We start from the raw sequence: 24,346 nt of genomic DNA on the forward strand, positions 1-24,346 counted from the left end.
ATCTAAAATTTAAAACTTCCAGTACTTATTTAACTAGATATTTCCCGCTAGTTTCGCTCTTTCTTGATTATCGCGAACTTAAATAAATTTAAACTTGAATTTTCAACCGTTTGTTCGTATAATTTATTTACAAACAAAAGTTCGGAGGACGTTCAAAATGCAAAATATCAATCGTTCATTTTTACATGAAAGAACAGCAAATATGATTTCTCATCTTAAGCCGATTTTCTCAGAACCTTTTTTCGAAGACAAACCTCCAGTTACCCTTCTACCAATTGAACCACTTTTCCAAAGAAAACTATTCTTAAAAAAAGCCATTGCAAGCCAACGCGAGGTCTTCTTACAATTAATGCCAGCTACTGACGGCGGACAACCAGTAAACGTACGCGGTATAATCCGAAAATTAGATGGCCAACGATACCTACTCTCAAAGAAAAATAAAACCTATTTCTTCACCATTAATCAACTACGTTATATTGCGGGTTAATCATACTAAAAAACGGAGCGGGTAAATCATTTAGTTGATACTTAATCTGTTATTTATAAACCAGCCGGGTCTAAAATTATCAGCGACATATTGAAATTTTAGTTAAACATTCCTATGTACTCATTGTGATGACAAGAGGGGCCGAGAAGAAACACACGTTTCTTCTCAGCCCCTCTTTCATCTCCGAATATTACTCAGCAACTACGGCCAAGAATTTCTTTTAATTTGCTTGCTCCATGCTTAATAATTCTTTGGCATGCTCACGAGTTAACTTAGTAATTTTTTCTCCTGCAAGCATCCGAGCAATTTCATTAATCCGTTTGCTTTCATCTAAAGGAGTCACCGAAGTCGTTGTCCGGTTATTTTTAACTTGTTTCTGGATTAGAAAATGATGCTGAGCAACAGCAGCAACTTGTGGTAAGTGACTTATACAAAGTACTTGTGAACTTTGGGCAATCACTTTAATCTTATCAGCAATTGCTTGAGCTACTCGCCCACTAACTCCCGTATCTACTTCGTCAAAAATAATACTAGTAACTCCTTCGTTTTTGGCAAAAATAGTCTTAAGGGCTAACATGACCCGGGATAGTTCCCCACCTGACGCAATCTTAGCGAGCGCCCCCATCCGTTCGCCAGGATTAGTTTGCATGTAAAACTCAACTTCATCAAGGCCATCAGCGCGGAAACGATCGCCTGCTGATTCGACAAAGTGCACAGCAAAAACCGCTCTTTCCATATATAATTCACGTAACTGTTGGTGGACTTGATTTTCCAATTTTTGGGCAGCTTGTTTCCGGAGCTCGGTTAGTTGTTTACCTAATTGTTTTAATTCGGTTACTGTTTCAGCTAACCTTTCTTCTTGGTCACTATCATCATTCGCCACTTGTTCCATTTCTTCAAGTTCTTTTTTGATTTGATCATAATAGGCTAACACATCCGGAAGTCGATCACCATATTTGTGTTCGAGATCACCAATCAACGTTAACCGATTTTCAATTTGATCTAATCGGGCGGGATCAAACTCCAAACTATCTAGCACTCGACTCGCTGATTCGGCAGCATCTTGAAGTGAATAGTAAGCATCCCCTAACCCCTTAGCTAAATCTTTAAAAGCGGGATCGAAGTCGCTAATATCCTCAACGGAAGTTTTCATTTCTGCTACTTGATCCAGAACTGGTGCACCTTCTTCACCATTCAAGCTTGCAACTACCATATTAAGGGCATTATTAATTTGTTGAAAATGTTCTAGGCGATCACGTTCAGTTTCTAATTGTTCTTCTTCATCTGGTTTAAGATTTGCTCCCTCAATTTCGTCAACTTGATAACGAAGCATGTCTAGCCGTTGAGCCCACTGCTGTTCGTTTTCTTTTTTCTTCTCAATTGCGGATGATAATTGTTGGTATTCATGAAAAGTTGCTTGATATTTTTTAAGGATTGGTTGAATTGGCGCTCCGGCAAATTGATCCAACATCCCTAAATGATGTTCCGGTTGCAAGAGTAACTGATGCTCATTTTGACCTTGAATATCAACTAACCCAGCCCCTAATTTTCGCAACGTAGTAGTGTTAATCAAAGTCCCATTAACCCGGATAATATTCCGTCCATTTTGGTGAATTTCCCGAGAAATAATCAATACCCCATCTTCATGGTCAATCCCATATTCGTCAAGGAGGGCCAAATAATCTTCATTTTTAGGAACCGTAAATTGCCCTTGTAAAGTTAATTTGCCAGCACCTTGCCGGATAAAATCCGTTGATCCCCGACTGCCAGCAAGCAGGCCAACGGCATCGATAATAATTGACTTCCCGGCACCTGTTTCCCCGGTTAAAACCGTCATCTGATCATCAAAAGTAAGATTAAGGTGATTAATAATCGCTAAATTATCAATCGTCAACTCTTGTAACATTTTTCAACCTCATTTTTTCTAAGCGGCCTACAAACTGCTTTGCCGCTTCGTCAGATTTACAAACCACCAGAACCGTTGCATCATCACCAATCGCGGTGAAAACTTCGGGAAAGTCTAACCGATTAGTCAACATTGCAACCGCTGGCCCATGCCCAGGATGCATCGTCAACGAAACGAATCGTTCGGATTGCTTTAAAATTTGAAGATAGTTTTGAATCGATTGGCGGAATTGACTGTCCTCGTTTTCCGCCTTTCTGGTTGGCAAACTATACCGATATCCGCCATCAGGGGTTGGCACTTTAATTAATTTAAGCTCTTTAATATCCCGTGAAACAGTTGCTTGAGTGACGTTATACCCCACTTCCGCCAATAGGGTAACCAAATCTTCTTGACGCTCAACCGCTCGTCGTTCAATTAATTGCTTAATTTCATTTTGGCGATTCATCTTTTTCATGATCAAATCCTCCAACAAAATTTTAAACTATTTTGCGTTCAACTCCGCGTGGGCCGCTACAACAACATCCTTAATGTCAATTTCGGGGTCAACCTTTGCTTGATCACCGATTAATTGCAATTGAGCTAAAAATTCAATATTTCCTTGACCACCCTTAATTGGCGAAAACGAAAGTTGCCGAACCGCAAAACCATCATTCACTGCTAAATCAAAGACATGTGCGATAACTTCTTGGTGAACAACCGGATCTTTAATAATACCGTGTTTTCCAACCTTTTCTCTACCAGCTTCAAATTGTGGTTTTATCAAAGCAACAACATTACTCTTTGGCTTTAAAATCTTAGCAAGTGGCGGCAAAATCAAGCCAAGTGAAATGAAGGAAACATCAATCGATGCAAATTCTGGTTGTCCACGATGAAAATCGGTAAGCTTTGAGTAACGAAAGTTAGTTTGTTCCATCACTTCAACGCGCGGATCGTCACGTAGTTGCCATACCAGTTGATTAGTCCCCACATCAAGTGCATAGCTAAGTTTAGCCCCATTTTGAAGCATTACATCCGTAAAGCCTCCCGTCGAGGAACCAATATCTAAAACTACTAGACCTTGAACTGAAAGGTCAAAGACCTTTAATGCTTTCGCCAACTTCAATCCGCCACGACTAACATATGGCATCTTTTTACCTTTTAAGTGGAGCGTCGTAGTAACAGGAATCTTCTGTCCAGCTTTATCCAACCGTTCGTTATTCTGACCGAGGACTTCGCCAGCCATCACTGCCCGTTTTGCTTGCTCACGAGAATCAAATAATCCTTGTTTTACTAGTAAGATATCAACTCGTTCTTTTTCCATTCCATTTAGTCCTCAAAATAACCTAAAAATTCATCTAAGATCACTGGATTTACTGCCAATTGAGTGGCTAGCGCATCACGTGCCGCTTTAGCATCATTTAAAGCAACTTGTAATGCTTGCTTCGCACCCTCAACTCCAAGGAGACCTGGATAAGTATTCTTATGAGCTTCTGCATCTCGATGAACCTCTTTGCCAACTTGAGCTTCCGTTGCGGTCACGTCCAGTAAGTCGTCTTTAATTTGAAAGGCCAACCCATATGCTTTGCCAAATGCCCGTAAAATATCAATGATGTCCTCAGAAGCCCCAGCAATTATTCCCCCGGCAACAGCTGAGTATGCTAAAAGTGCACCGGTCTTTTCTGCATGTAATTTTCTTAACTGATCTAAGGTCAGATGGTGACCCTCTCCCGCAATATCACGAGCTTGACCAGCTACCATCCCCGCCGGACCAGCAGCTTTAGCTAATGCCTGAACTAATCGTAATCGAACCAACTCCGGTAATTCATTTTCGCTTAACCATGAAAATGCTAACGTTAATAATCCATCCCCAGCTAAGGTAGCCATTCCGGCACCAAATTTCTTATGATTAGTTGGCTTTCCTCGCCGGAGATCATCATTATCCATTGCTGGTAAATCATCATGAATTAGGGAATAGGTATGGATTAATTCAACTGCACAAGCAGCTTTAAGAACAGCTGGGGTTATTTCACTCCCTAGTAGTTCACTTACGCCCAAGGTGAGCGCGGGTCGCAAGCGTTTCCCACCAGCAGTCAAAGAATAATCCATCGCTGCCATCAAGGTTGGTTGATCACATTCGCTAACCAACGCCCCTGCCAAGTATTCATTAATTTTAGTTCTTAATTTTGCAATTTTATGCACGTTATTTGCCCCTAATTTTCTTCGTTTTTGGTAAATTCAGAATGATATCCTTGATTTTGAACCCCATTATTACTCAGATCGTCACCTACTTCTTCTGCTGGTTGAAAGTTACCATTTTCATCAACCAGTTGCGCCAAAGTTGCTTGAGCTTGATCAAGCTCTTTTTGCAACGTTTGCGCTAATTCCATCCCCTGTTTAAATTCTTTAATCGAATCATCAAGGGTTAATTGGCCCCCTTGAAGATGGTTGACAATCGCTTCTAAATCTGCAATCCGACTCTCAAAACTTTGCTTTTTTATCTCTGATGCCATTCTAATCTTCCTTTCTTACCTTATCAACTGTAACTTCCGCATTTCCATCATAAAAATGTAAATTTAATTCATCACCATGCTGCAATTGATGGGCTGAAATCACTTGATTATCCCGTGTTGCATAACTATACCCTCGTTCAAGCACTTTCAGTGGACTTAGAGCATCTAAGCGGCCAACTAAATTGCGAAAATATTGATTTTGACTTTGAAGAACAAGCTGACTACTTTGTTTTAAGTTCGTAACAAGATGTTGGAGTTGGAGCTGGTTTCGTTTGACCCGATTGACTGGTGATAGGAGCTGCAGACGATGATCAACTTGCTGAAATTGCTCGCGTTTAGCCTGTACTTGCTGGCCCTGTAATTGGATTAAGCGTATTTTAAGGTCGTCAACCTGTTGGAGCGGCCGTTCAATTAATCGTTGCGGCTGTGATAGTGGATAACTTTCTTGTAAACGGCGTAGGGTCTGATTAGCTAATTTTAATTTAGCTTGGATCCCATTGATCAATTCTAGTTGCGAACGTTTTAATTCCGCTCTAACTTCAACTAACTCCCATGCTGAAGCCTTAACTGCCGCAGCAGTGGGCGTTGCTTGACGATCATCAGCTGCTAAATCTGCAATGGTTGTATCGGTTTCATGGCCGACTGAGGAAATTACTGGAATCTTTGAAGCGGCGATTGCGCGTCCCACAACCTCCTCATTAAAAGGCCATAGATCACCCCGCGAGCCACCACCACGGGCTACAATCAGCGTATCAAAGTTATCGCTTGCATTGACGCGCTTAATTTGACTCGCAATCATCGGCGCCGCATCATCCCCCTGAACTTTCGTTGGATAAAAGATCAATTGAATTAAAGGATTTCGTCGTCGAAAAGTGGTGATCATATCATGCTTTACTGCTGCATCATTACTCGTTACAATTGCTACTCGTCGCGGAAATGGAGGGATTGGCTTTTTTGGTAAGTCAAATAACCCTTCTGCTTTTAATTTTTTGTACATTTGTTGAAAGGCGACTTGGAGTGAGCCGGTACCAACTTCTTCCAATTGCTCAACATAAAGTTGATATTCTCCCCGGTTAGGGTAAACCGCAACCCGCCCCCGAACAAGAATTTTCATTCCGTTTTCCATCTTAAATGGTACTTTAGCAAAAGCGCTCTGAAACATGACTGCTTTAATTTTGTACTGATCTTTCGGCGCTAAACCCTCCGTATCATCCTTAATTGCAAAATATTGATGTCGACTTGAAGGCCGATAATCAGTTAACTCCCCAACTACCCAGAGGTTTCGCTGGCTTAGGTATGGGTCGACATCAAATTTTCGACTAATATAACGGGTTAATTGACCAATTGTGAGCGGATTATCCTTTGGCATTTTCCAAGCTCCATTCTGCTAAATCAACAGTTTGTGACATTAAACTTGCAATCGTCATCGGTCCAACACCACCAGGCACAGGTGTAATCGCACTTGCAACCGCCTTTACCTGTTCAAAATTAACATCCCCAACCAACTTTCCTTCTGGAGTACGATTAATACCAACATCAATCACTACTGCCCCTGGTTTAACCATTGAAGCCGTTAAGAAGTTGGCTTTCCCAGTCGCAACAATTGCCAAATCAGCATCCTTGATAATCGCTGCTGGATCAGGCGTTTGTCGGCCAATCATAGTTACCGTTGCATCTCGGTTAATCAGCAGAGCCTGCATCGGCCGGCCAACCAAAATACTCCGACCAACAATTGCTACTTTAGCACCGACATAGTTAAAGTTAAGACTGTCAAGCATCGTAATAATCCCCCGTGGCGTGCAAGCAACGGGGTAATTTCCTGGTAGATGATTATACAGCTTTCCCACATTTAAGGGATGAAAACCATCCACGTCCTTTTGTGGATCAATCGCCGCCACTAACGCTTGCCCATTTAGGTGCTTTGGTAACGGCTCTTGGACCAAAATACCGTGGACTTTTGGATCATCATTAAGAGCCTCAATCGTTTGCAATAAAGTTGCTTGAGCAACCGTTGCCGGAAAATTTTTTTGGATTGAATAAATTCCCAGCTTTTCTGCTTTTCGTTGCTTATTACGGACATATACGAGACTTGCTGGATCTTCACCCGCCAAAATAACTGCCAATCCGGGTACAATCCCTTTTTGCTTTAATTTTTCTACTCGGTGAGCCGTTTTTTCATTTTCCAACGCTGCTAGTGCTTTCCCATCGATAATTTTTACCATCACTCTGACCCCTTTCGCTTAAAAAATAAGGGTGGGGAGAAAATATCCTCCTCACCCTCATTAATCTTTGAACGCTATCCTGATCGAAGAAAAACTTGTCAAAACGGACCTAATTAAAACTGGTTTGCTCAGACCCATCATTGTACAAAAACTTAATCCACGATACTTATAATCATTCACTTACCCTTAGTTGCGAGGAAATTCTTTTTCTAGATTTCCAAGTACCCCATTAATAAACTTTCGTGACGTTTCATCACTAAATTCCTTAGCTAATTCTAAGGCTTCATTAATTACGACCGCAGTTGGAACTTCGGAATTATACCGCAATTCGTAGGTTGCTAATCGCAAAATAATCAAATTAGGCCGGGTAATCCGATTCAGCGTCCAACCACTTGCTAGATGGCTTTGAATTAGCTGATCAAGTTCCGCTTGATGGTCAATAACCCCAGACACTAATTCTTCAAGAAACCTTGGGACCGTTTCACCTTCATTAAGCGGTAAAACGGCTTCATTTTCATAAAGATCCCGCTTATCTGCTTCTGGATTTGTTTCTAAAGCAAATAAAGCTTTGAAAGCTGCTATCCGAATGTTATGCCGACTAAACCTCACTACTCTTCACCATTACTTTCTTCGTCAAATAAATTATCAGGGTCAACCGTTTGTACTTCTTTTTCAGTTACAATTCCCTGGATATGAACATTAACTTCTTCAACCTTCAAATCAGTCATTGAAGTAATTTGTTGTTTAATCCGTTCTTGAATTTGGGCCGCAACTTTTGGTACTGATACACCATAGTTAAGGTAAACCGCAACATCAAGCGTTAAGGTATCACCCTTAACTGTTAACTTTACGCCCCGCCGATGATCGGAGCGACCAAGTAATTCGCCCACGTTATTTGCAAACGAACCATGCATCTTTGAAACCCCGTCAATTTGACTAGCGGCAATCCCGGCAATGAATTCCAAAACCCGGGGAGCAATTTGAATTTGTCCCAGTGTTTGATCCGCAGTGTTTAAGATGATTGTTGAATCTTCTGCCATCCCGTTTTCCTCCGTTTATTAAAGTGTATTTTTATATCAATAATAATTAAAAGTATGTCAAAAAAGGTGACAACCAAGGTAAAGTAATATCATCACCGTTAGTTTACCTTGGCTTATCTAGTTAAAAAAATAACTATGATTGTCTTCTAACTTAACTGTTATGATCTATTCTATTGTGGACTAGTTCAGCATAAAAATCAACTAGCCCCTCCCTTATTAGGAAGGCCTTACACAGTAATCAGGTCCGTTGAGGCTTTAGTTAATACCTCACAACCGCCATGCGTAATTAAAAGGTCATCTTCAATTCGTACGCCAAACAAACCTGGCAAATAAATCCCTGGTTCAACGGTAATTACTTGGTTATGCTGCAAAACCACTTGTTTTGCCGCTGGCCCATAACTCGCAGGTAATTCATGAACCGTTAAGCCAATCCCATGACCCATTCCATGTTGAAATTCATCACCGTAACCAGCTTCCTCAATTAAATGGCGACCAGCATAGTCAAGCTGATCACCATGAATTCCAGCTTGCGCCTTTTCAATCACGGCTTGCCGGGCTTGGTTAACTAACTTATAAACCGTTTTGAATTCAAAATCTGGTTCACCAACGGCAAAGGTTCGGGTCATATCAGCAGTATAACCATCAACAAAATATCCATAATCAAGCGTCACAACATCGCCCTTTTCGATCAACTTCTTTGAAGCTGTGGCATGGGGCTTGGCTGCATTTGCTCCTGAGGCAACAATAGTTGGAAAAGAAGCTTCACTTGCGCCATGTTCTTTCATCCAAAAATCCAAATGGTTAGCAACTTCTAACTCTGACATTCCCGGTTTGATCATTCCCAAAACATATTCAAACCCTTGATCATGCAAGGAAGCTGCGTGCCGCAAAGTCTCAACTTCCAGACTTTCCTTTTCAGCCCGATAATTCTCAACTAAATTCGTAAACGGTACGATATCCGCAACCATAAGCTCATCTAATTGATCAAACAAACCATAACTAATACTACTTTCAAAGCCGAGGACGGTTAAGCCCGATTTTTGCATTATTTCGTTAACCGTCCCATAGTAATCACGGGTAATCATCCCAATAACTTCTCGATTGTCAAATTCGCGAAGTGCTTCCGCATACCGATCATCAGTAATTAAAATCGCGGCCTTGGTTGTAATTAAAAGTGCCCCGTCACCTTCGATTAGCGGAAAACCGGTTAGGTAAAAAAGATTTTCTTGATTGGTTACCAAAAAAGCATCAATATACAGGTCAGGCAGTCGTTTTTGAATTCGTTCAATTCGCGTCATCCTATTTTCCCTCAATTTCTTCATCGGTTTGCAGGACGGCCATGAAGGCTTTGTACAGGTCAAAATTATTCATTTTTGTTTGATCTCCTTTAATTTGCTTTGAAACTCTATTAACATCACGTTTTTATTAGAACTCTCCTTATTTTCCCGCTTTATTGTTTGTTTAATTAACTGTATTTAGTTTGGTATGTCGTGGGAAAAATGTGGGGAGTTTTACATATTTAGGATGACAAATAATTAAAGTCTATTTGTTTTGGAAAATATTGTATCACAAAGACTACTAATTTTATCATACGCCTTATTGCTGATATTTAAATTACTATTAATTTAAATTTGAATCGTTTGGCCAGGGAAAATCATATTCGGATCTGTAATGTGATTTTTGCTTGCTAAGGCTTGCCAGGTCGTGCCAAATCGAGAAGCAATCCCGGATAAGGTATCACCGCTTTTGACCGTGTAAGCATTAACTCCACCGCCAGAAGGCAAGATAATCTTTTGACCAACCCCGATGATATTTGGATTGGCAATCCCGTTAATCTTAGCCAACTCTTGATAAGTCGTGCCAAACTTGCTTGCAATCCCCGATAAAGTATCGCCATTTTGGACGTAGTAAGTATTTTGCGTTGAAGCTTGACCCGTTACCTTAAGCACTTGACCAGGGAAGATTACGTTTGGATTCCCCAATCCATTGATGGCGGCTAGACTTTGCCAGGTCGTGCCAAATTGGGAAGCAATCCCGGATAAGGTATCGCCAGCCTTAACTAAGTAAGTGCCAGTTGGCTTCCGCCAAACTGATTGACCACTATCAGGTGCTGACGTCGGCGTAGTTGGTACTGTCCCGCCAGATACCACCGTGGTAAAGGCACCGTCAAAGTCAAAACTAGCATCAACACCGAAGTTCATCCCACCATAGCCTTGACCCTTATCAGCAACGCGTAGTACATCGCCCGGATGGATAACCGTGCTGATAGTCTTACCGTTAAGGGTAGCTAAGGCCGTCATATCCATACCATACTTATTAGCGATCGACCACCAACTATCACCGGCCTTGACCGTGTAGTTGTGAGTATCTTGGTGTAGTTTCTTCCCAGCGTCAACCGCCGGCGTGTGAGTTTCTGGTTTCATTGGGTTTCCGTTCTTGTAACCATTATCCGTGATGCCAGTAAGGTCAATATCACCATCAAGTCCACCGGCTACATAGGTCGACGTAAATTGGAAAATCCCGATGTTCTCGAACGACGGGAAGAAGTTATAGTTAGGTGTTGGCGTTACTGACATTGACGGGTATTCGGCCAGGTACAGTACATATTTCTTGGCCAAGTAATGCAGGTCAACGGTACTGGTCAAGTACCCTTTGTACCCATAGATTACGGGAGTGTAACCCGCGGCCTTAATACGTTGCAAAGCGCGATCAAGTACGGCTGTATTTTGAGCTCCCCGCTCAACGTCAAGGGCCACAATACTACCCTTCGGCGTCTGGATTTTGGGTAAAAAGTAATTAAGTACATGATCGGCTTGGGCGTTATTGGTTACATTTTCCCACCAAATGTACGTATGCGCTCGTCGGCCCATGGCAATGGTAGATTTAACCTGGCTCCCGTAAGTCCATTGATCGTACAGGTCCCAGCCAGTATTGGTACCACCAATTTGACTAATGGAAAACTTATCGTGATCGTAGCCCCACTTACCATAGGCACCTTGGTAGATTGACCAGTCAACCCCATAGTCGCCTTTAGCCGCTTGTGCCTCAACTGGCCCCAAAGCAACTGGAGCCAACAAAAAAGCGGCCGCCGTAGCAACCGCAATCTTTTTCCCTAACTTATGCTTATTTCGTTTCATTTTCTTCCCCCTTTGGTGCCTGTACTGAGCCATCGCCCTCGACAAAGCCGGCAACCGAAGCTACCGCCAGAATCGTGTTGATGATACCCGCTACCTGGTCCCAGTGGCCGTAGCTAAAGCCACACGCCATCATGATTTGCTGCACCAGCACGATCAATAGGGTGCAAAAGCTCGCGATCACCGTCTTATTTAGGGTCCCATCAGCGTTCAAAAATTTCTTCTTGGCATTTGTCATCGTCGTTCTTCCTCCTCTTGTGTTTCCAAGCGTACTAAGCGCTTTTCGTGGTCGTCGATCGCCTTGTGCATGCGGTCTTCCGTCTTTTTGCGCTCATCCATGTCATCGCGCAATTGCCGGATTGTGGCATTGAGTTCGGCCATTGTAGTCTTGACACCTAGCATGACATCGTTAATACGCGCAAAGTCATCTTTGGTTGAGTCCCGCGCCGTCTTGCTCAGCAGGCTATATAGTAGCGTTGCCAGCAAGCCTAGCAATGTCGTGACCGATACCCACTCGCCCCAATTAAGCCCTAAAAAATGATGTGGATCCATCATAATCTCCCCCTTTCTCCGTCCGCCAACCACAAAAGATTATGTACAAAAAAGCCACGCTCCTTTGAGTGAGGCTTTTTATATACTGTGTATTTCTTAGGCGACTACAGATAATCTTTAAGCTAACTTATCTATCCATGCGTCCATGTTGGTACAACGTTCAATGATTTTACCTTGAATTTGTGCAAAGTTATTAGTTGAAAGGGATGGAATATCAGGGTATCGCTTATGATCTTTTTCATAAACTGAATCTGGAATTGCATCAATATAGGTTCTATAGGCATTAATTAACGCCTGCGTTGACCAAGCGTTGCTTCGTAAGTATTGATACTGATTTTTCAATTCTGGTTTGAAGTTATCGTAGATCCTTGTCCAAAGTTTGTTATACCAAGCTCCAGTCTTGTGCATTTCACTGTCAATATTTTCAAACTTAAACCACTCAGCATTACCATCAAGTGACTTACCATCCCAGCTAAGCCCCCATGTTGCATCAAGATCGTAAGCTGTCACAAACCAGTGTTGACCACCATCATACGTTAATAGCAACATTGAGCGCCCCCAAATATCACTTTCTTGTGACAAAATACCAAATAACCAAGTATTCATCGCTGACTTAACGTCAACATAGTCTTGTAGATGAGCTTTGATATCATCATCAGTCGCATCGTTTAGGAAGGCAACAAAACGGTCAAACCCAGCTTTAACATTAGTATCTGCTTGCTTTTGCAGAATTGTAGCAAATTCCTTTTGATCAATCGTTTGACCTTGGTTAAACATATCCGTCTCAGCATTTACCTCGATTGCCTCATGAGCCTTGTTATTACTATCCATACCGAAAGATTTATCATCTTTTTTCGTGTTAAGAGTGTATAGACCCATATAGGTGCCGTTAATGTATAACTCAATTGGAAAGCCCGCCATTTGACCAAGTTGTGTGCTCTTTGATAATCCCTTGCGAGTCGTCTCATTAGCGATGGGGGTAACTGCAGTAGCGTTTGCGAACAATTTAGCGTTGACTAAATTATGTGCTTGGGTGGCATCAATGAAGTTAGCTTTTAGATTAAAATGAGAATCTGGAACCCAAGATGGTTTAAAAGCAATTTTTAGCTTTTTGGTACAATCAGCATCTTCATATAATTTTACTTTGTAATTCTTTTTTCGCCACTCGCGAGAAGAGAATCCTTGAATTCCAACTTGTAGATAGCCCTTAATAGAACGACCATTTTCTTCGTATGTGAATGACGACTTTTCCCAGCCATCACTTAAACTACTTAAATCGTTAGTAATCGAAAATTTAGGAACTAATAAATTGTTTGTTGAAACATTTTCAGAAGCATTATCATTCAAAGAAGAGGTTTTAATCAACTTAACTTTCTTAAGATTGTAGCTACTCTTAGCACCGATTACAGCAAAAGATATAGCTATATAGGCAGTTCCGGAGCTAGCTGTTAAGTTGCGGAAACATTGTGTTTTGTAATCGTCACTTTGATTAGCATCGATTTTTGTTACCGATAATTGTTTTAAATTCTGATCATACTCATTGAACGACAGGTAGACGTGACCAGATGTTTTAATCAATGCCTGAGCATCAAATGTATCTCCAGGAAAGACAGGAATATATTCCGATTGTAATGGAACAGCAGTACCATCTAGTGTTGTTAAAAATGTTGATTCATCATCAGCATACTTTTTCTGACCTGTAAACCAGATAGGTTGCCAGTTGCTAACTGGATTATCTGCAAGCAAATCTCCATTTTTAATATTGCGAATCACTTGACTATTTATTTTTGGATTGAGACTTGGTCCGTAGTTTACTTGAGGCTCCGATACCTTGAATGTTCCTTGACCAGACATCATAAAATCTAAAGATACAAATGATGCGTTGTCAGGAAGTAGAATAGTGCTTTGGCGAAGATGCAAATCATCATCCGTATCAGGAATATAGTAAATAAACGCAGCTCTAATTTCACTACCATTATTATCCATAATAGACAACTTAATCGACGCAGTTGGCCGTTGATTTGTTCCTTCATTAATCCGACAATTGTGCAACGAACCAAAACTCAGTAATTTACCACCCTTAACAGAAACCGGATCGCTCTTTAAATGAACATATGAGTCCTCTTTAGTAGCGTCACCGTAACCGTTGATCTCAATGACGTTATTATCTTTAGAATTTGGATCGTTGTAGAAATGATAATCTGGATAGACAGCTTTTTTTGTTGCGTATAAATTCCAGCCACTTAATGAAGTTAAACTAGGATTTTTGATTAAGTTATCGCGATTAACCAACGCCTTTATCGAATTTTCATATTTTTCGCTAAAATTAGTACCATTTTTTGCAATAACTTTTGCAATCGTAAAGCTTCGATTAGGAGCTGCTGACAAAGCTATTTGAACAATTGTTGTTGCATTACCTAGATTTATATTTTCAAAAAATTGATCTGATAATTTATTATTTTTTTCGACAATAAAGATTTGTTCATTTTGCTGCTTTAAATCATCGTTATATTCAAAAACTTGCAGTTTTACATTGTCCTCGGCTTGGATTTCTAATTTAATCGACAAATTGTCACCTGGACGTTGCCGAAAAAGTTTTGATTGCAAAAATGAAGAACTCTTTCTACCAGAAATGACTTTAACAGCTCCGAATTGATCAAGATACATCTTGCTATCTGTGTACCAAACCATCTGCCAATTTTTAACTGGATTGTCAAACAGTAGATTTTCGTGCTGGGTTGCCGCTTGTAATTGTCCTATCGAGTTTTGAACAAATTGTAAACCATAGTTGACCTTGGGATACGCTACCTTGAAAGAACCTTGACCGTTAATTTGTAGTTTCATCTGTACATAATTAGCTTCACTTGGTAATTTAATTGTTTTTGAACGAAAATGTAAATCATCATCTAAATCTGGTGAACTATAAATATAACTTTTATTCAAAATTGCTTTATTTGCATCTAAAGCATCTAGTTCAATGTTAATGTTCGGCTATCCTCCATCAATCAATGGGTCTTTAGAATTATACATTGCACTAAAAGTAATAATTTTGCCGCCTTTGACAGCAACCGGATCGCTTATAACATTGGTCCATGAACTTTCATCTGAGAAGCTACCATATCCATTGATAAGCATGACGTTCGAATTTTCAAAATCATTTTCTAAGATTGAATAATCTGGTTTAGTAGAGCTGTCTGTTGTTGTGATGTTCCAACCATCTAAAGATTTAAAAGCTGGATTAGGAAGTAAATTATCGTGATCGGTATTAGCCAGTTCCAATATAACGTTTGGATCAACCCCAGCTGCTTGATATACTCCACAGTCCTTCCATTCGCCATTAATATATATCCACTTATGTCCTGTATCAACGGTTACAAAGATACCTTCTTTTCCTGATGGATATTTAGACTCAATATCGCTTAAAGAAGCGTATGCTTCTGGAATTGAACTAATGTTTGCCAACTTTTTGTTGATTGATTCTGAAATACTTCCATAATCACGATTATACCGAGCTAAAGTAACTACATTGCCTGCGTCAATCTGGGCTTGGATTGCCCCGACCGAATCAGCGAGCTTAAGCAAACCCGCACGGGTTGTTTCCGAAGCATCTTGGTTGGCTTGTGCCTCTTGCTGGTACTTAGTCCGCAAGTCTTGCAAGGCGGAATCCGTCGCCGCCTTAAAGTCAATGTCAGCTTGCCGCATCTTTTCCTTGGCGTTAGCCAGGGCAATATCCAGGTCGCTGATATAGTATTCGCACGCCTTCCCCATTTGGGCTACACCGCCGAGCACGCGGAACCATACATTGACCCCCGTCAAACGCCGGCCATTGGATTCGTCCACATACCCCACGAAGCCGTAAAATGCCCCTTCAGTCGGAAACATTTGCTGTGGGAAGCGGAAGCGAGCCCGGCCACCCGGTAGCATATCGCTTGGGTCACCCGTCCAGCTCACTACCTTGGCATCGGCTGCCATGACGATTTGCTTTTGGTCGTCAAAACTATACGCTCCAACATTACCTTGGATGATCGGCTTTTGGTGGCCGTCAAAGCTGTTGAGCTGGCCCTGCGTGTAAAACCGCATGACTAGTGGTGTGCCATCATCGCCGACCCGTGCCTTAAACCAGTCGTTTAAGCTCCATACTTCGGCGCCTTCCTTGGCGGTATCGACCGCAATTTCATAGTAATTTCCATCGTTGTTTTGTGATACCATCACTTGTCCTCCTCATTAGTTAAGTTGACTAACATCGCCCCGCCATTTACCGGTGGGGTTGAGTTTTCGGCCATTTTGACCTCTTGTGGGTGTTGGCCAAACAGCATGTCCTCCAGCGCCGCGATTCGCTTGGTCAGCGCTTCCGTGGCGCTAGCATTTGAGTTGACCGCATTTTCCAACTTGTCAAAATTCCCCTGGGTGTCTGAACGTAAAATCCGCTCAGTTGTCCCGAGCTTTTTAAGCTCAATCCTTTGTAACTGCATTACCTTAACTCACTCCAATCTGTAACTTTATATCCACGATTAACTTGGGCCCGGCTGATCTTCCCGCCACTATCGCCGCTAATTACCATCCGCCCAGTAGTAGCATTTGCTGGCACTGTCAAATTTGATCGTGCCATTACCTGCCAGCCGTCACGAGCAAAGGCATAGACCGTCGCTGATTGTCCCAACTTGGTATCGCCAGCCCAAAACTCTACATAAGCCCGCGCTGACCCATCAGTCAGATTTGCGCTCAGTTGCATCGAGATAGACGATCCCCCACTAACCGTAAAAAAGTTGCTACTGAGCGGCGATGTCGTGAGGTCATAAATCGGTGATCCGTTATAAGTAGCAGAATCGATACTCCCGCCAGATAGGCTAGTCACCAAATTAACCTTGCCATTCGTGAGCCAATCAACATCTTGGTTTGTCGCTTCCAAGGCTTTATCCGTTTCGGATTTGTTTTCCAGCACCTGCGTTAAGGCTTGTGACTGCTGACCAATCTTGTGGCTAAGCCCTTTAAGTTGATCGATTTGCGCCTGCAAGGCGTTTTCCACCTTCCGGGCCCGTTGATTTTGATAATCAATGATGGTCCGGGTCGTACTGTTGAGCGACAAGCTCAGTTTTTTGGCCCAGGGATACCAGTCCCACGATACGACGTTCAAATTCGCTACAAAACCGTCTCCTGGTCGGGCCAGCCTAATAACTTCCCCGCCAAAATATGGATCCATATACTGATCGGCAGCGAGCTCAACCTCAATCGCCAATGATGGATTAGGCTTCAGGTGCAGTGGGGCGTCCTTCCGCATCTCGTCGGCGTTGGTGTAGCTTTCATCTGTCCACTCTGGCCCAGGATAAGGTCCCCATTCTTTGATTGATTTCTCATCACGATAGATAAATGGCTGGAAATAATATTCTTCGCTCGAGGCGGTTGAGGTGTCCGACCCGACTGCATCTGAGGTACTTCCGGATTTGATAATCGTCAGCGGGTCCAGCCAAGTCCCGTTATCGCTAAAAGCACTGCCGACCGCTTTATTGATGTCTTTTTCCTTGGTAATGCCGATATGCAGGTGCGAGGTATTGCGATGACCAATCACGTCCCCCGTTTTTACTTGTTGCCCTACTTTAACGGTAATATCGGACTGGCTGTAAAAGGCCTCTTGATAGACCACCATGTAGTCGTTAGAGACAATCGTCACGTAATTCTCCAGCCCCCGCATATAGCCGATTGTTTGGACAACGCCGCCGTGAATTGCGTGGACATCGGTGCCTGGGTGGTCAATCGAGCCAAAGTCAAGCCCGTCGTGAAACCCGTTGGTCCGTCCTCCACCCGTAAAGCCAAATTTTTGCGCCGTCAGAAAGCTTCCTTCGCCAACACTCGGAAATGGCCAACCCCACGGATTAGGCGGGTTAATAACCAATTGCTCGTGAGGGTGCAACGGTGCGCCGTGGGGCGAGTAGCCGGTGTAGCCATTGATCTGGCCTAGGATATTTGGGATGTTAAAAAACGCAGCTAAAGAGTCAAACCCCTTGTAGACATTGGTATATGGTGGCCGAGAATAGTAGTCAAAAGTCCGCTGTTTAAACTGTAGCAATCCCTTGGCCGGACCATCCGCTAGTCCATCATCTCCACCGGTAACGCCTTCGCGACCGCTCGATTCAGTATTGATTTGTGCTCGCACTAAATTAAGCTGCGCGCCCGTTAGCTTCATTCCGTACAGCGAGGCCACATATTGGATCACCGGCGTCCAGTCACCATTGACCGGCTCAGTTGGCCCGGCGGCATTGGTGCCCCCGGTCCCGGTATAGACGGTATGCTCAACCGTATGCTTACCACCAACACACTTGATGATGTTAATAATATCGCTGGAGTCGTTGCCATCCTTAACCATCGACACGTTATGCTGATAGTCAAGGCGACGACCACGATCCTTAAAAAATTCGGCCGCTGAGTAGATCTGGATTTTACGGTTATCGGGGTAAATAATTGCGTCCGTCCACGTTTCTGCAATTTTAGATAAGCAATCCTTACCCGAGCCGCCCCCAACGTCCATCAGCTTACGCTTAGAAAAGTTACCATGGACCTCGTAGGTAAAACCTAGCTCGTTACCCTTAAAGTAGTAATCAAGCAGGTCTTGGATTGAGTACTCTTTGGCTTGCGCCGCCGTGTCCTCGTTGCTGTTATCTGCCTTGGCACCATAGTTATCGTCAACCTTGTCATACTGATAAACTTGCACGACTTGGTTATACACGTGCCAAGCAGTTACTTCCTTGGTGGCCACCCCGCCATTCTGCTTAGTTTCATCGCATTTTTTCACGATCCACTCTTGGCCGTTGAGCCAGAGTGATGACTCGACACTAATCATTTCGTAGAGGTCAGCATCACGGGCGTTGTAGGCAGTAAAGCTGATCTGATAGGTTGAGTTTTTCTCCCATTGCATGTGGAGTGTTTCCCAGATAATCACCCGGTCTAAGGGTTCCTTGACCTTAGACTTATGGGGTGTCATCAGTACCAATTGTTGCATCAGCTTCACCTCCTAACCTAAGTACATAAACGGAAACGAGAACGTCACGTCAAGGTCGCTGGCTCCCGTGACCTCAATGTGATTCCAACCTGGCGCCAATGTCAGCCACTGATAGTCCGTACTAGCACTATCAGGTTGGTTATTTTTAAGCGTCCGAATACCATCTAAAACCAACTTGTCGCCGCTCCCCAATGACTGCTTATAATTCCAGGCCGTGCCGGTCGTCGTGTTTTTGAGCCCAAACGCTCCACCATTATGACGCATGGTGATCTTAAGGGCGTGATCTTGCCCATACGGGTCCACCGTAATATCCGAGGCGTTAAGTACCTTAAAGCTCGTTTGACTGGCAAAATGGTAACTCAGTTGGTACTCATCCCCAAAATTAAGACCAAACTCCCGGAGTTGGTCCTCATCCATCTGGTCAGAGTAGAGCTTGCTGTACTTAAGCCCGCGCGGATTATCAAACGGTACGTCAAAAGTTACGTAGTTGCTAGTGCCGGCCTCAGGCTCAATCATAAAATTGTTGACCCGGCAGTAGCGTACTACGTTGGGTTCGGTCGCCGTCCGTAGTCGGTAGATCCCCTTTTGCATTAAAGCTCGGTAGATCGCGTGCTTAGCCAATTTAAAGTCCACGTGATCTGTGTACTGCAATAAAAATTTAGCGGTCACCGTGGTTTGGCCATAGCGCGAGTAATTCCAGATTTGGCCATCGTGCATTGTCTCCTCGCGGTAGTTATGCACGATACTGGGGGCCTCAGTTAGCCCCAAAAAGGTCAGTTGTTCGGTGATCTGATTACTAGCAAGCTCTGGGTCACCGTCATGTTTGAGGTATAAGAGATTACGCATTCGGCGATCACCTCCTTACAGTTGTTGCGCATCGAAGTAAATTTGATCGGTCCCCATCTTGGTATACAAGGTGTTTTTGTCCATCGCGGCCGCTTTAATGGCCCCGATTTGAGCCGCATTAAGACCGACCATTTGGCCCATCTGATCTGCCATTTGTGACAGGAAGCCAACCATCTGGGCCATATAAGCATCCCCTTTAGCCGAGCCGTTGACGTTAGTTACAGTCGTCGTATTGGTCGTAACCGGTGCGGCCTTAAGCTCACGCGGCAGATTGTTGAGAATTGAGACCGCATCACTGGTCCCATTGGCAAACTGCGGCAAACCTGTAAAAAGTTTGGCCGTACGGCTGGCCCGCAAAACCTTTGTCCCAGCTGGGGCATTCATGATGACATTGCGCCCGTACGGGATAAATGGTTGTTGACCTGGGAATTGGACCAACTCCCGGAAAACCGGCCCCTTTTGGTCGTTGACCATCATTGGCCCACCTTCGTGGTAGTTGGTCCCGCGTGCATGGCCTTTTTTATGCTTGGTTACATACTCAGTAATAAATTTGTGGACGTTGGCTTTCAGTGAGTTCCACTTTTGGATGACTCCGATTGCCTTTTTTCCATTTCCACTGGCTCTATCTTCCGCTCGGAAATACTTGTGGTTAGGGTTAGCAGCATTGTACCGTTTGATGGCATTCTTAGCCGCCGCGGCATTACCACTAGCTTTATCCTCTGCGATCATCTGCTTAAGTACGGATTGCGGAAGCCCTTCCCACAAGCCGTATTGCGTCAGCAAGTTGGCCAGGGCAGGTCCACCCTTGGCGTTGACGATCGCTTCTTGTTGCTTTGGCGTTAAGGTATTCCAACGTCCCATCTGATCTAGGGCGTCCATTACACCAGCCGTCCCCTTAGTTGCGACTAAGGCTTCCTGCTGTTTCAACGTTAGGGTGTTCCAGGCACCGGATTGGACTAAGATATCCACCATTTCTTTCTTGCCCTTGGCCTTGACGATTGCCTCTTTGGTTTGCAAATCGAGATTATTCCATGTTCCGGAATCTTCCAAGGCTTTGACAATCGTTTCAGAAAAGCCGTCTTTAAGCCATAGCTTCTGTTCCTTCCACGACATGGAATCCCATTTGCCGCTTTCGACTAAGGCCGCCGCAACCATTTGTTTAGCATTCGTTGAGAGCTTCCCTTGCTTTTCCAGCAGTTTGATCTGATTCCATTTGTCTTTTGACTTTACCGCCTTAGCAATTTCATCTTGGGCATTGGTCTTAACTTTCCCGGTCTTAGGGTCAAAGACCAGCTTATTCCAGGCATTAGCAGCCTTCTTGGTCTTGCCAGTCATATTTTGAGTGTCAATCGTAACCCCTTTAAGGGCATCCTTCGCATTCTTGGCTTCTTGGGCTAACTGCTTACTTCCCTTTTTGTAGTCCAGCCCGGCAGCTTCAAGATCTGCCTTGATTTGCTTGGTCGATTCCCCGTTAGCCTTAGCCAGCTTAATATACTCGGCCGAGGCTTTGGCAGTATAGTCGTTCAGCGCCTTGGCATTAGCCTTATGCCCTGCCTTGTACTCAGCACTATTTTTCCCATAATGCTCTTTAAGCGCTTTTTCTTGGGATAAGTAGTGCTGCTTCATCTGAGCCATTGACTGCCGTAGGTCCGTTTCCCGGCTTTCTCGTTGGCTGGCCGACATATGCTTAATATCACCATTTAACGCCGCAATCGCCTTCTTTTGGGCACTTCCAGTGATGTTAAGGATCTTCATTTCGTCCTGTAACATCGCTTGCTGGTTATTCCTAAGCATCGTTCGTTGGCTGGCCGATAGATCTGCGACCGTACCGTTGGTCGTGCTTAAGATCTTTTGGGCATTCTTTTTGGCCGTATCAGCATCTTTGAGGTAGTCGTTATACTGATCAATCTCCTTATTGGCTTGCTTATCAACCGCCTTAGCCGTTGTCGGATCCAGATCTTTTTCGCCCTCTTTGATTTTGGCAAAATGATCGCGGGCTGACTTTTCCATTTGGGCAAATTCGGTATCAAACGCTGAGGACATACTCTTAGCGGTGGTATGCGAGGCCGTATCCATATTGGTTAAGGCTTCTTCAATCCCTCTTGAGGTGCTCTGCATTTTAGAAAGAGCATGATCAGCCGCCGAGCCCACGTCCGAGCCCCAGCGTGATGAGCGTTGCGAGGCCGCTAACATTTTTTTACCCCACAGCTCCCACACCGCAATCCCGGCGCCAATCGCCAATGTAGCCCCACCGGCCGCTAAAGCAATCGTCCCAAGTGACAGACTAGCCGCAGTACCGGCAGCGGCCGTAGCAGTAGCGGCTTCGCCAGCTCCTGCAATCGCGGTGGTTGCTCCACCAGTGGCCGTCGCCGTGCTTGCTGCTGCAAATGCCGTCTTGGATAATCCTTGCTTGAGCAGATCCAACCCAGTTGCACCGAGTTTGGAGGCCGTCTGAAAGCGACCAATCATTGCTTGCGCCGCCCCAAAGGTAGCAATCACTTTACCGACCCCGGAAGTCATTTTGCCCAGCATGACCAGCAAGGGACCTGCCGCCGCAGTAACCAACAGAAACTTTGCAATCACACTCTGAACTGGTTGTGGCAGCTTCCCAAAGGAGCGCGCCAACGCACCCACGTCCTTAATTAGTGGCGTGACTACCGGCAAAAGGTTCTTGGCAATATCCATCCCCGCATTAGTCAACGATTCTTTGGCAATCGCGATTTGAGCTTTGGCTGAGGTCATGTTTTTCTTTGCCAGATCACCAATGTAATCAGTTTTGGTGGCTCGTTCAGCTTCGCCGGTCAGCTCTTTAACCCGCTTGTAGTTCTCGGTTAAGATCGCCCCAGCTTGCTGACCAGTCGTGCCAAACAGGGCTTTAAAGATCTTGCCCCGCTCATTTCTATCGATACCTTTAAGCTTCATTGCCTTATTAATCTTCCCAAAAATGGTAGGTATCGACTTCATCTTGCCAGATTTATCGACAAAGTCTTTGGCACTCAACCCTAACTTATCGAGGGCCGCCGCGCCCCCTTTAGTCGGCTTAACCAACGAATTAATGACTTGCCGTAACCCAGTCCCGGCTTTGTCAGCTTCAAGACCGTTGTTAGACAAGACCCCCATTGAGACCGCCGTTTCTTTGAGTGAGAAGCCTGCTTGGTGCGCCGTTGAGCCCACGTAAGACATCCCAATCCCGAGGCTCTGGAAGTCGGTCGAGGTTGCATCGGCTGCGTATGACAAGAGATTCAAGGTCCGATTGGATCGCCGTTGCATTTCAGCCGCGCTCTTAATTTGTTTCCCGGTCTTGGTGGTCGTCAAGCCAAAGGATTCCATCACTGACGACGAGACCTTGATCACGTCGTTAAAATCATCCCCCGTGGCCACCGATGCCTTAAGTTCGGAATCCATGACCCCGATCGCAGCTTTAGAGGTGTAACCCCGCTTGACCAGGTCTTCATAGCCGGCCGCGATTTTGTTTTGGCTGACCCCGTACCGATCCGAATATTTCCGGGCATCTTTGATCATCTTGTTGTATGAGGCTTGGGTCTCAGACGCTGATTCCCCCGAAGTCCGGATAATATTCTTGGTCTTGTTCATCTGGTCGTCAAAATCAGCATATTGCTTAGCCGCGTAGCCTAATCCTAATGCCATTGGCCCCGTCAGACTGGTAGTCATCGACTTACCAACCCCGCTTACCTTATTGCCAACCGTTGTTAAGGTCTTGGCGTAACCATTTGCTTTGGCTGACGCCTGCGTCCACTTATTGGCTTGCAATTCAATTGTGCGGTTAAGACTGGCCATCTGGCTCCGGAGCCGGTTAATTTCGGCGGCGGCCTTGTTAGCTTGGGTGGCCGCGTTGGCCCGTTGCCGATCAGAGCGGGTCGCATCATTAGCTAAGGCCTTGTAACGCTCTAATTGGGCTGTGTAGTTTCTAAGCTGGGTGGTCATCGTGGCATAGCGGGCCCGCATACCGTTAATGCTCTTGCCATAGCCATCAACTACACTCGATTGTGCCCTCAGCGCGGCCGAGGTGGCTTTGATTTGCGCCTTTAAAACGTTGTTGCTGGCCGTAAATGGGTTAATGTTTAAGCTAACCGTCCCGGCGATGTGGCCCATTGATCCAGTTGCCATTCTTTACCTCCTCTCACTTAAAACAGGAATGGGAACGCTTTATCGATGGTGGTCTGCTTTTCCTCGAACACTTCGCTCATCAGCTTAATATCCGCTAAGGTCAACCGGGCCACCTCTTGCCATTTGTAACCATTTTGGAGCTGGTTTTTGATCAGTTCCTCAAGATCAGCAATGGCATCATCGACCATCGCGACCGTTATTCTTTTGGGTCGTCACCCTCATCATCGTCATTGTCGTCGTAGCCTAAGGTGGCTACCACTGCCGCCATAATTTCGTTATAGCCGTCCACTGCTGACACCCCTGCCAGTACGTCCTTCTTGGTTAATCCATTGCTACCCCAAAACCGGAGCGCAAAATCAACCAGGGCATTCATCCAGTCTTTTTGTAGCTTCTCGCTGTCGGATTCATTACGCTGGATATCAATTCGTTGGACCTTCAACGCGTCCAATAAATTTTCTAAGGCTGGCGCTTCTTCGCGGGTTAAGACCAATTCTTTTGTTTTCGTTTTTACGTGTAATTGATACATAATATCCTCCTCGTCTCACATC

General features: G+C 44.3%; 22 protein-coding genes. 1 reads left to right on the forward strand and 21 read right to left on the reverse strand.

Annotated elements, in window-relative coordinates; translation table 11 throughout:
* The first annotated feature begins 157 nt into the window (after positions 1 to 157).
* Positions 158 to 487, forward strand: a complete 330-nt coding sequence (locus tag GTO83_RS06465; protein WP_180869820.1) for a hypothetical protein — start codon at positions 158 to 160, stop codon at positions 485 to 487.
* Between the two features lie 220 nt (positions 488 to 707).
* Here the strand turns inward: GTO83_RS06465 and recN are convergent, their stop codons facing one another.
* The 21 genes from recN to gpG form a co-directional block, all read right to left on the reverse strand.
* A complete protein-coding gene (gene recN / locus GTO83_RS06470) occupies positions 708 to 2,393 on the reverse strand; it encodes a DNA repair protein RecN (protein WP_180869822.1) in 1,686 nt (561 codons plus the stop codon).
* Positions 2,371 to 2,847, reverse strand: coding sequence for an arginine repressor (locus tag GTO83_RS06475; protein WP_180869824.1), 477 nt, complete (start codon positions 2,845 to 2,847; stop codon positions 2,371 to 2,373). The genes recN and GTO83_RS06475 overlap by 23 nt, the downstream gene beginning before the upstream one ends.
* A 27-nt stretch (positions 2,848 to 2,874) precedes the next feature.
* Positions 2,875 to 3,693 carry a TlyA family RNA methyltransferase gene (locus GTO83_RS06480; RefSeq protein ID WP_180869826.1) on the reverse strand — a complete coding sequence of 273 codons (819 nt, stop codon included), beginning with the start codon at positions 3,691 to 3,693 and terminating at the stop codon, positions 2,875 to 2,877.
* Between the two features lie 5 nt (positions 3,694 to 3,698).
* Positions 3,699 to 4,571 (reverse strand): polyprenyl synthetase family protein, encoded by an 873-nt coding sequence (locus GTO83_RS06485; RefSeq protein WP_255463101.1) that lies wholly within the window; start codon positions 4,569 to 4,571, stop codon positions 3,699 to 3,701.
* 11 nt (positions 4,572 to 4,582) lie between these two features.
* A complete protein-coding gene (locus GTO83_RS06490) occupies positions 4,583 to 4,882 on the reverse strand; it encodes an exodeoxyribonuclease VII small subunit (RefSeq protein WP_180869827.1) in 300 nt (99 codons plus the stop codon).
* A 1-nt stretch (position 4,883) separates the two neighbouring features.
* A complete protein-coding gene (gene xseA, locus GTO83_RS06495; RefSeq protein WP_180869829.1) occupies positions 4,884 to 6,251 on the reverse strand; it encodes an exodeoxyribonuclease VII large subunit in 1,368 nt (455 codons plus the stop codon).
* A complete protein-coding gene (locus tag GTO83_RS06500) occupies positions 6,238 to 7,104 on the reverse strand; it encodes a bifunctional 5,10-methylenetetrahydrofolate dehydrogenase/5,10-methenyltetrahydrofolate cyclohydrolase (protein ID WP_180869831.1) in 867 nt (288 codons plus the stop codon). Before GTO83_RS06500 ends, xseA begins: the two co-directional genes overlap by 14 nt.
* Before the next feature lie 186 nt (positions 7,105 to 7,290).
* On the reverse strand, positions 7,291 to 7,713 hold the full coding sequence (gene nusB / locus GTO83_RS06505) for a transcription antitermination factor NusB (protein ID WP_180869833.1): 423 nt from the start codon (positions 7,711 to 7,713) through the stop codon (positions 7,291 to 7,293).
* Complete coding sequence (locus GTO83_RS06510) at positions 7,713 to 8,144, reverse strand: Asp23/Gls24 family envelope stress response protein (RefSeq protein WP_180869835.1); 432 nt, start codon at positions 8,142 to 8,144, stop codon at positions 7,713 to 7,715. The genes nusB and GTO83_RS06510 overlap by 1 nt, the downstream gene beginning before the upstream one ends.
* A gap of 227 nt (positions 8,145 to 8,371) precedes the next feature.
* Positions 8,372 to 9,442, reverse strand: coding sequence for a Xaa-Pro peptidase family protein (locus GTO83_RS06515; protein ID WP_180869837.1), 1,071 nt, complete (start codon positions 9,440 to 9,442; stop codon positions 8,372 to 8,374).
* Between the two features lie 327 nt (positions 9,443 to 9,769).
* Positions 9,770 to 11,281: a LysM peptidoglycan-binding domain-containing protein gene (locus tag GTO83_RS06520; RefSeq protein ID WP_180869838.1), complete on the reverse strand. Its 1,512-nt coding sequence runs from the start codon at positions 11,279 to 11,281 to the stop codon at positions 9,770 to 9,772.
* Positions 11,268 to 11,516 carry a hypothetical protein gene (locus GTO83_RS06525; protein ID WP_255463102.1) on the reverse strand — a complete coding sequence of 83 codons (249 nt, stop codon included), beginning with the start codon at positions 11,514 to 11,516 and terminating at the stop codon, positions 11,268 to 11,270. The genes GTO83_RS06520 and GTO83_RS06525 overlap by 14 nt, the downstream gene beginning before the upstream one ends.
* A complete protein-coding gene (locus GTO83_RS06530; RefSeq protein WP_180869839.1) occupies positions 11,513 to 11,833 on the reverse strand; it encodes a hypothetical protein in 321 nt (106 codons plus the stop codon). Before GTO83_RS06530 ends, GTO83_RS06525 begins: the two co-directional genes overlap by 4 nt.
* Positions 11,834 to 11,947: 114 nt before the next feature.
* Entirely contained in the window at positions 11,948 to 14,773 is a 2,826-nt protein-coding gene (locus GTO83_RS06535) for a CotH kinase family protein (protein WP_180869841.1), read from the reverse strand.
* Between the two features lie 48 nt (positions 14,774 to 14,821).
* Positions 14,822 to 16,039, reverse strand: coding sequence for a hypothetical protein (locus GTO83_RS06540; RefSeq protein ID WP_180869843.1), 1,218 nt, complete (start codon positions 16,037 to 16,039; stop codon positions 14,822 to 14,824).
* The gene (locus GTO83_RS06545; protein WP_180869844.1) at positions 16,039 to 16,302 is read right to left on the reverse strand and encodes a hypothetical protein; all 264 of its coding nucleotides are present in this window, start codon (positions 16,300 to 16,302) and stop codon (positions 16,039 to 16,041) included. The genes GTO83_RS06540 and GTO83_RS06545 overlap by 1 nt, the downstream gene beginning before the upstream one ends.
* Positions 16,302 to 18,824, reverse strand: coding sequence for a phage tail protein (locus tag GTO83_RS06550; protein ID WP_255463103.1), 2,523 nt, complete (start codon positions 18,822 to 18,824; stop codon positions 16,302 to 16,304). The genes GTO83_RS06545 and GTO83_RS06550 overlap by 1 nt, the downstream gene beginning before the upstream one ends.
* A gap of 12 nt (positions 18,825 to 18,836) precedes the next feature.
* On the reverse strand, positions 18,837 to 19,670 hold the full coding sequence (locus GTO83_RS06555; RefSeq protein ID WP_180869846.1) for a phage tail domain-containing protein: 834 nt from the start codon (positions 19,668 to 19,670) through the stop codon (positions 18,837 to 18,839).
* Positions 19,671 to 19,685: 15 nt separating this feature from the next.
* On the reverse strand, positions 19,686 to 23,798 hold the full coding sequence (locus GTO83_RS06560) for a phage tail tape measure protein (protein ID WP_180869848.1): 4,113 nt from the start codon (positions 23,796 to 23,798) through the stop codon (positions 19,686 to 19,688).
* A gap of 17 nt (positions 23,799 to 23,815) precedes the next feature.
* Entirely contained in the window at positions 23,816 to 23,986 is a 171-nt protein-coding gene (locus tag GTO83_RS06565; RefSeq protein ID WP_180869850.1) for a hypothetical protein, read from the reverse strand.
* Positions 23,987 to 23,994: 8 nt separating this feature from the next.
* Positions 23,995 to 24,324 (reverse strand): phage tail assembly chaperone G, encoded by a 330-nt coding sequence (gpG, locus tag GTO83_RS06570; protein ID WP_180869852.1) that lies wholly within the window; start codon positions 24,322 to 24,324, stop codon positions 23,995 to 23,997.
* Positions 24,325 to 24,346 lie beyond the last annotated feature (22 nt).

The sequence above is a fragment of the Lactobacillus sp. 3B(2020) genome (assembly GCF_013487845.1).
Classification (GTDB): domain Bacteria; phylum Bacillota; class Bacilli; order Lactobacillales; family Lactobacillaceae; genus Limosilactobacillus; species Limosilactobacillus alvi.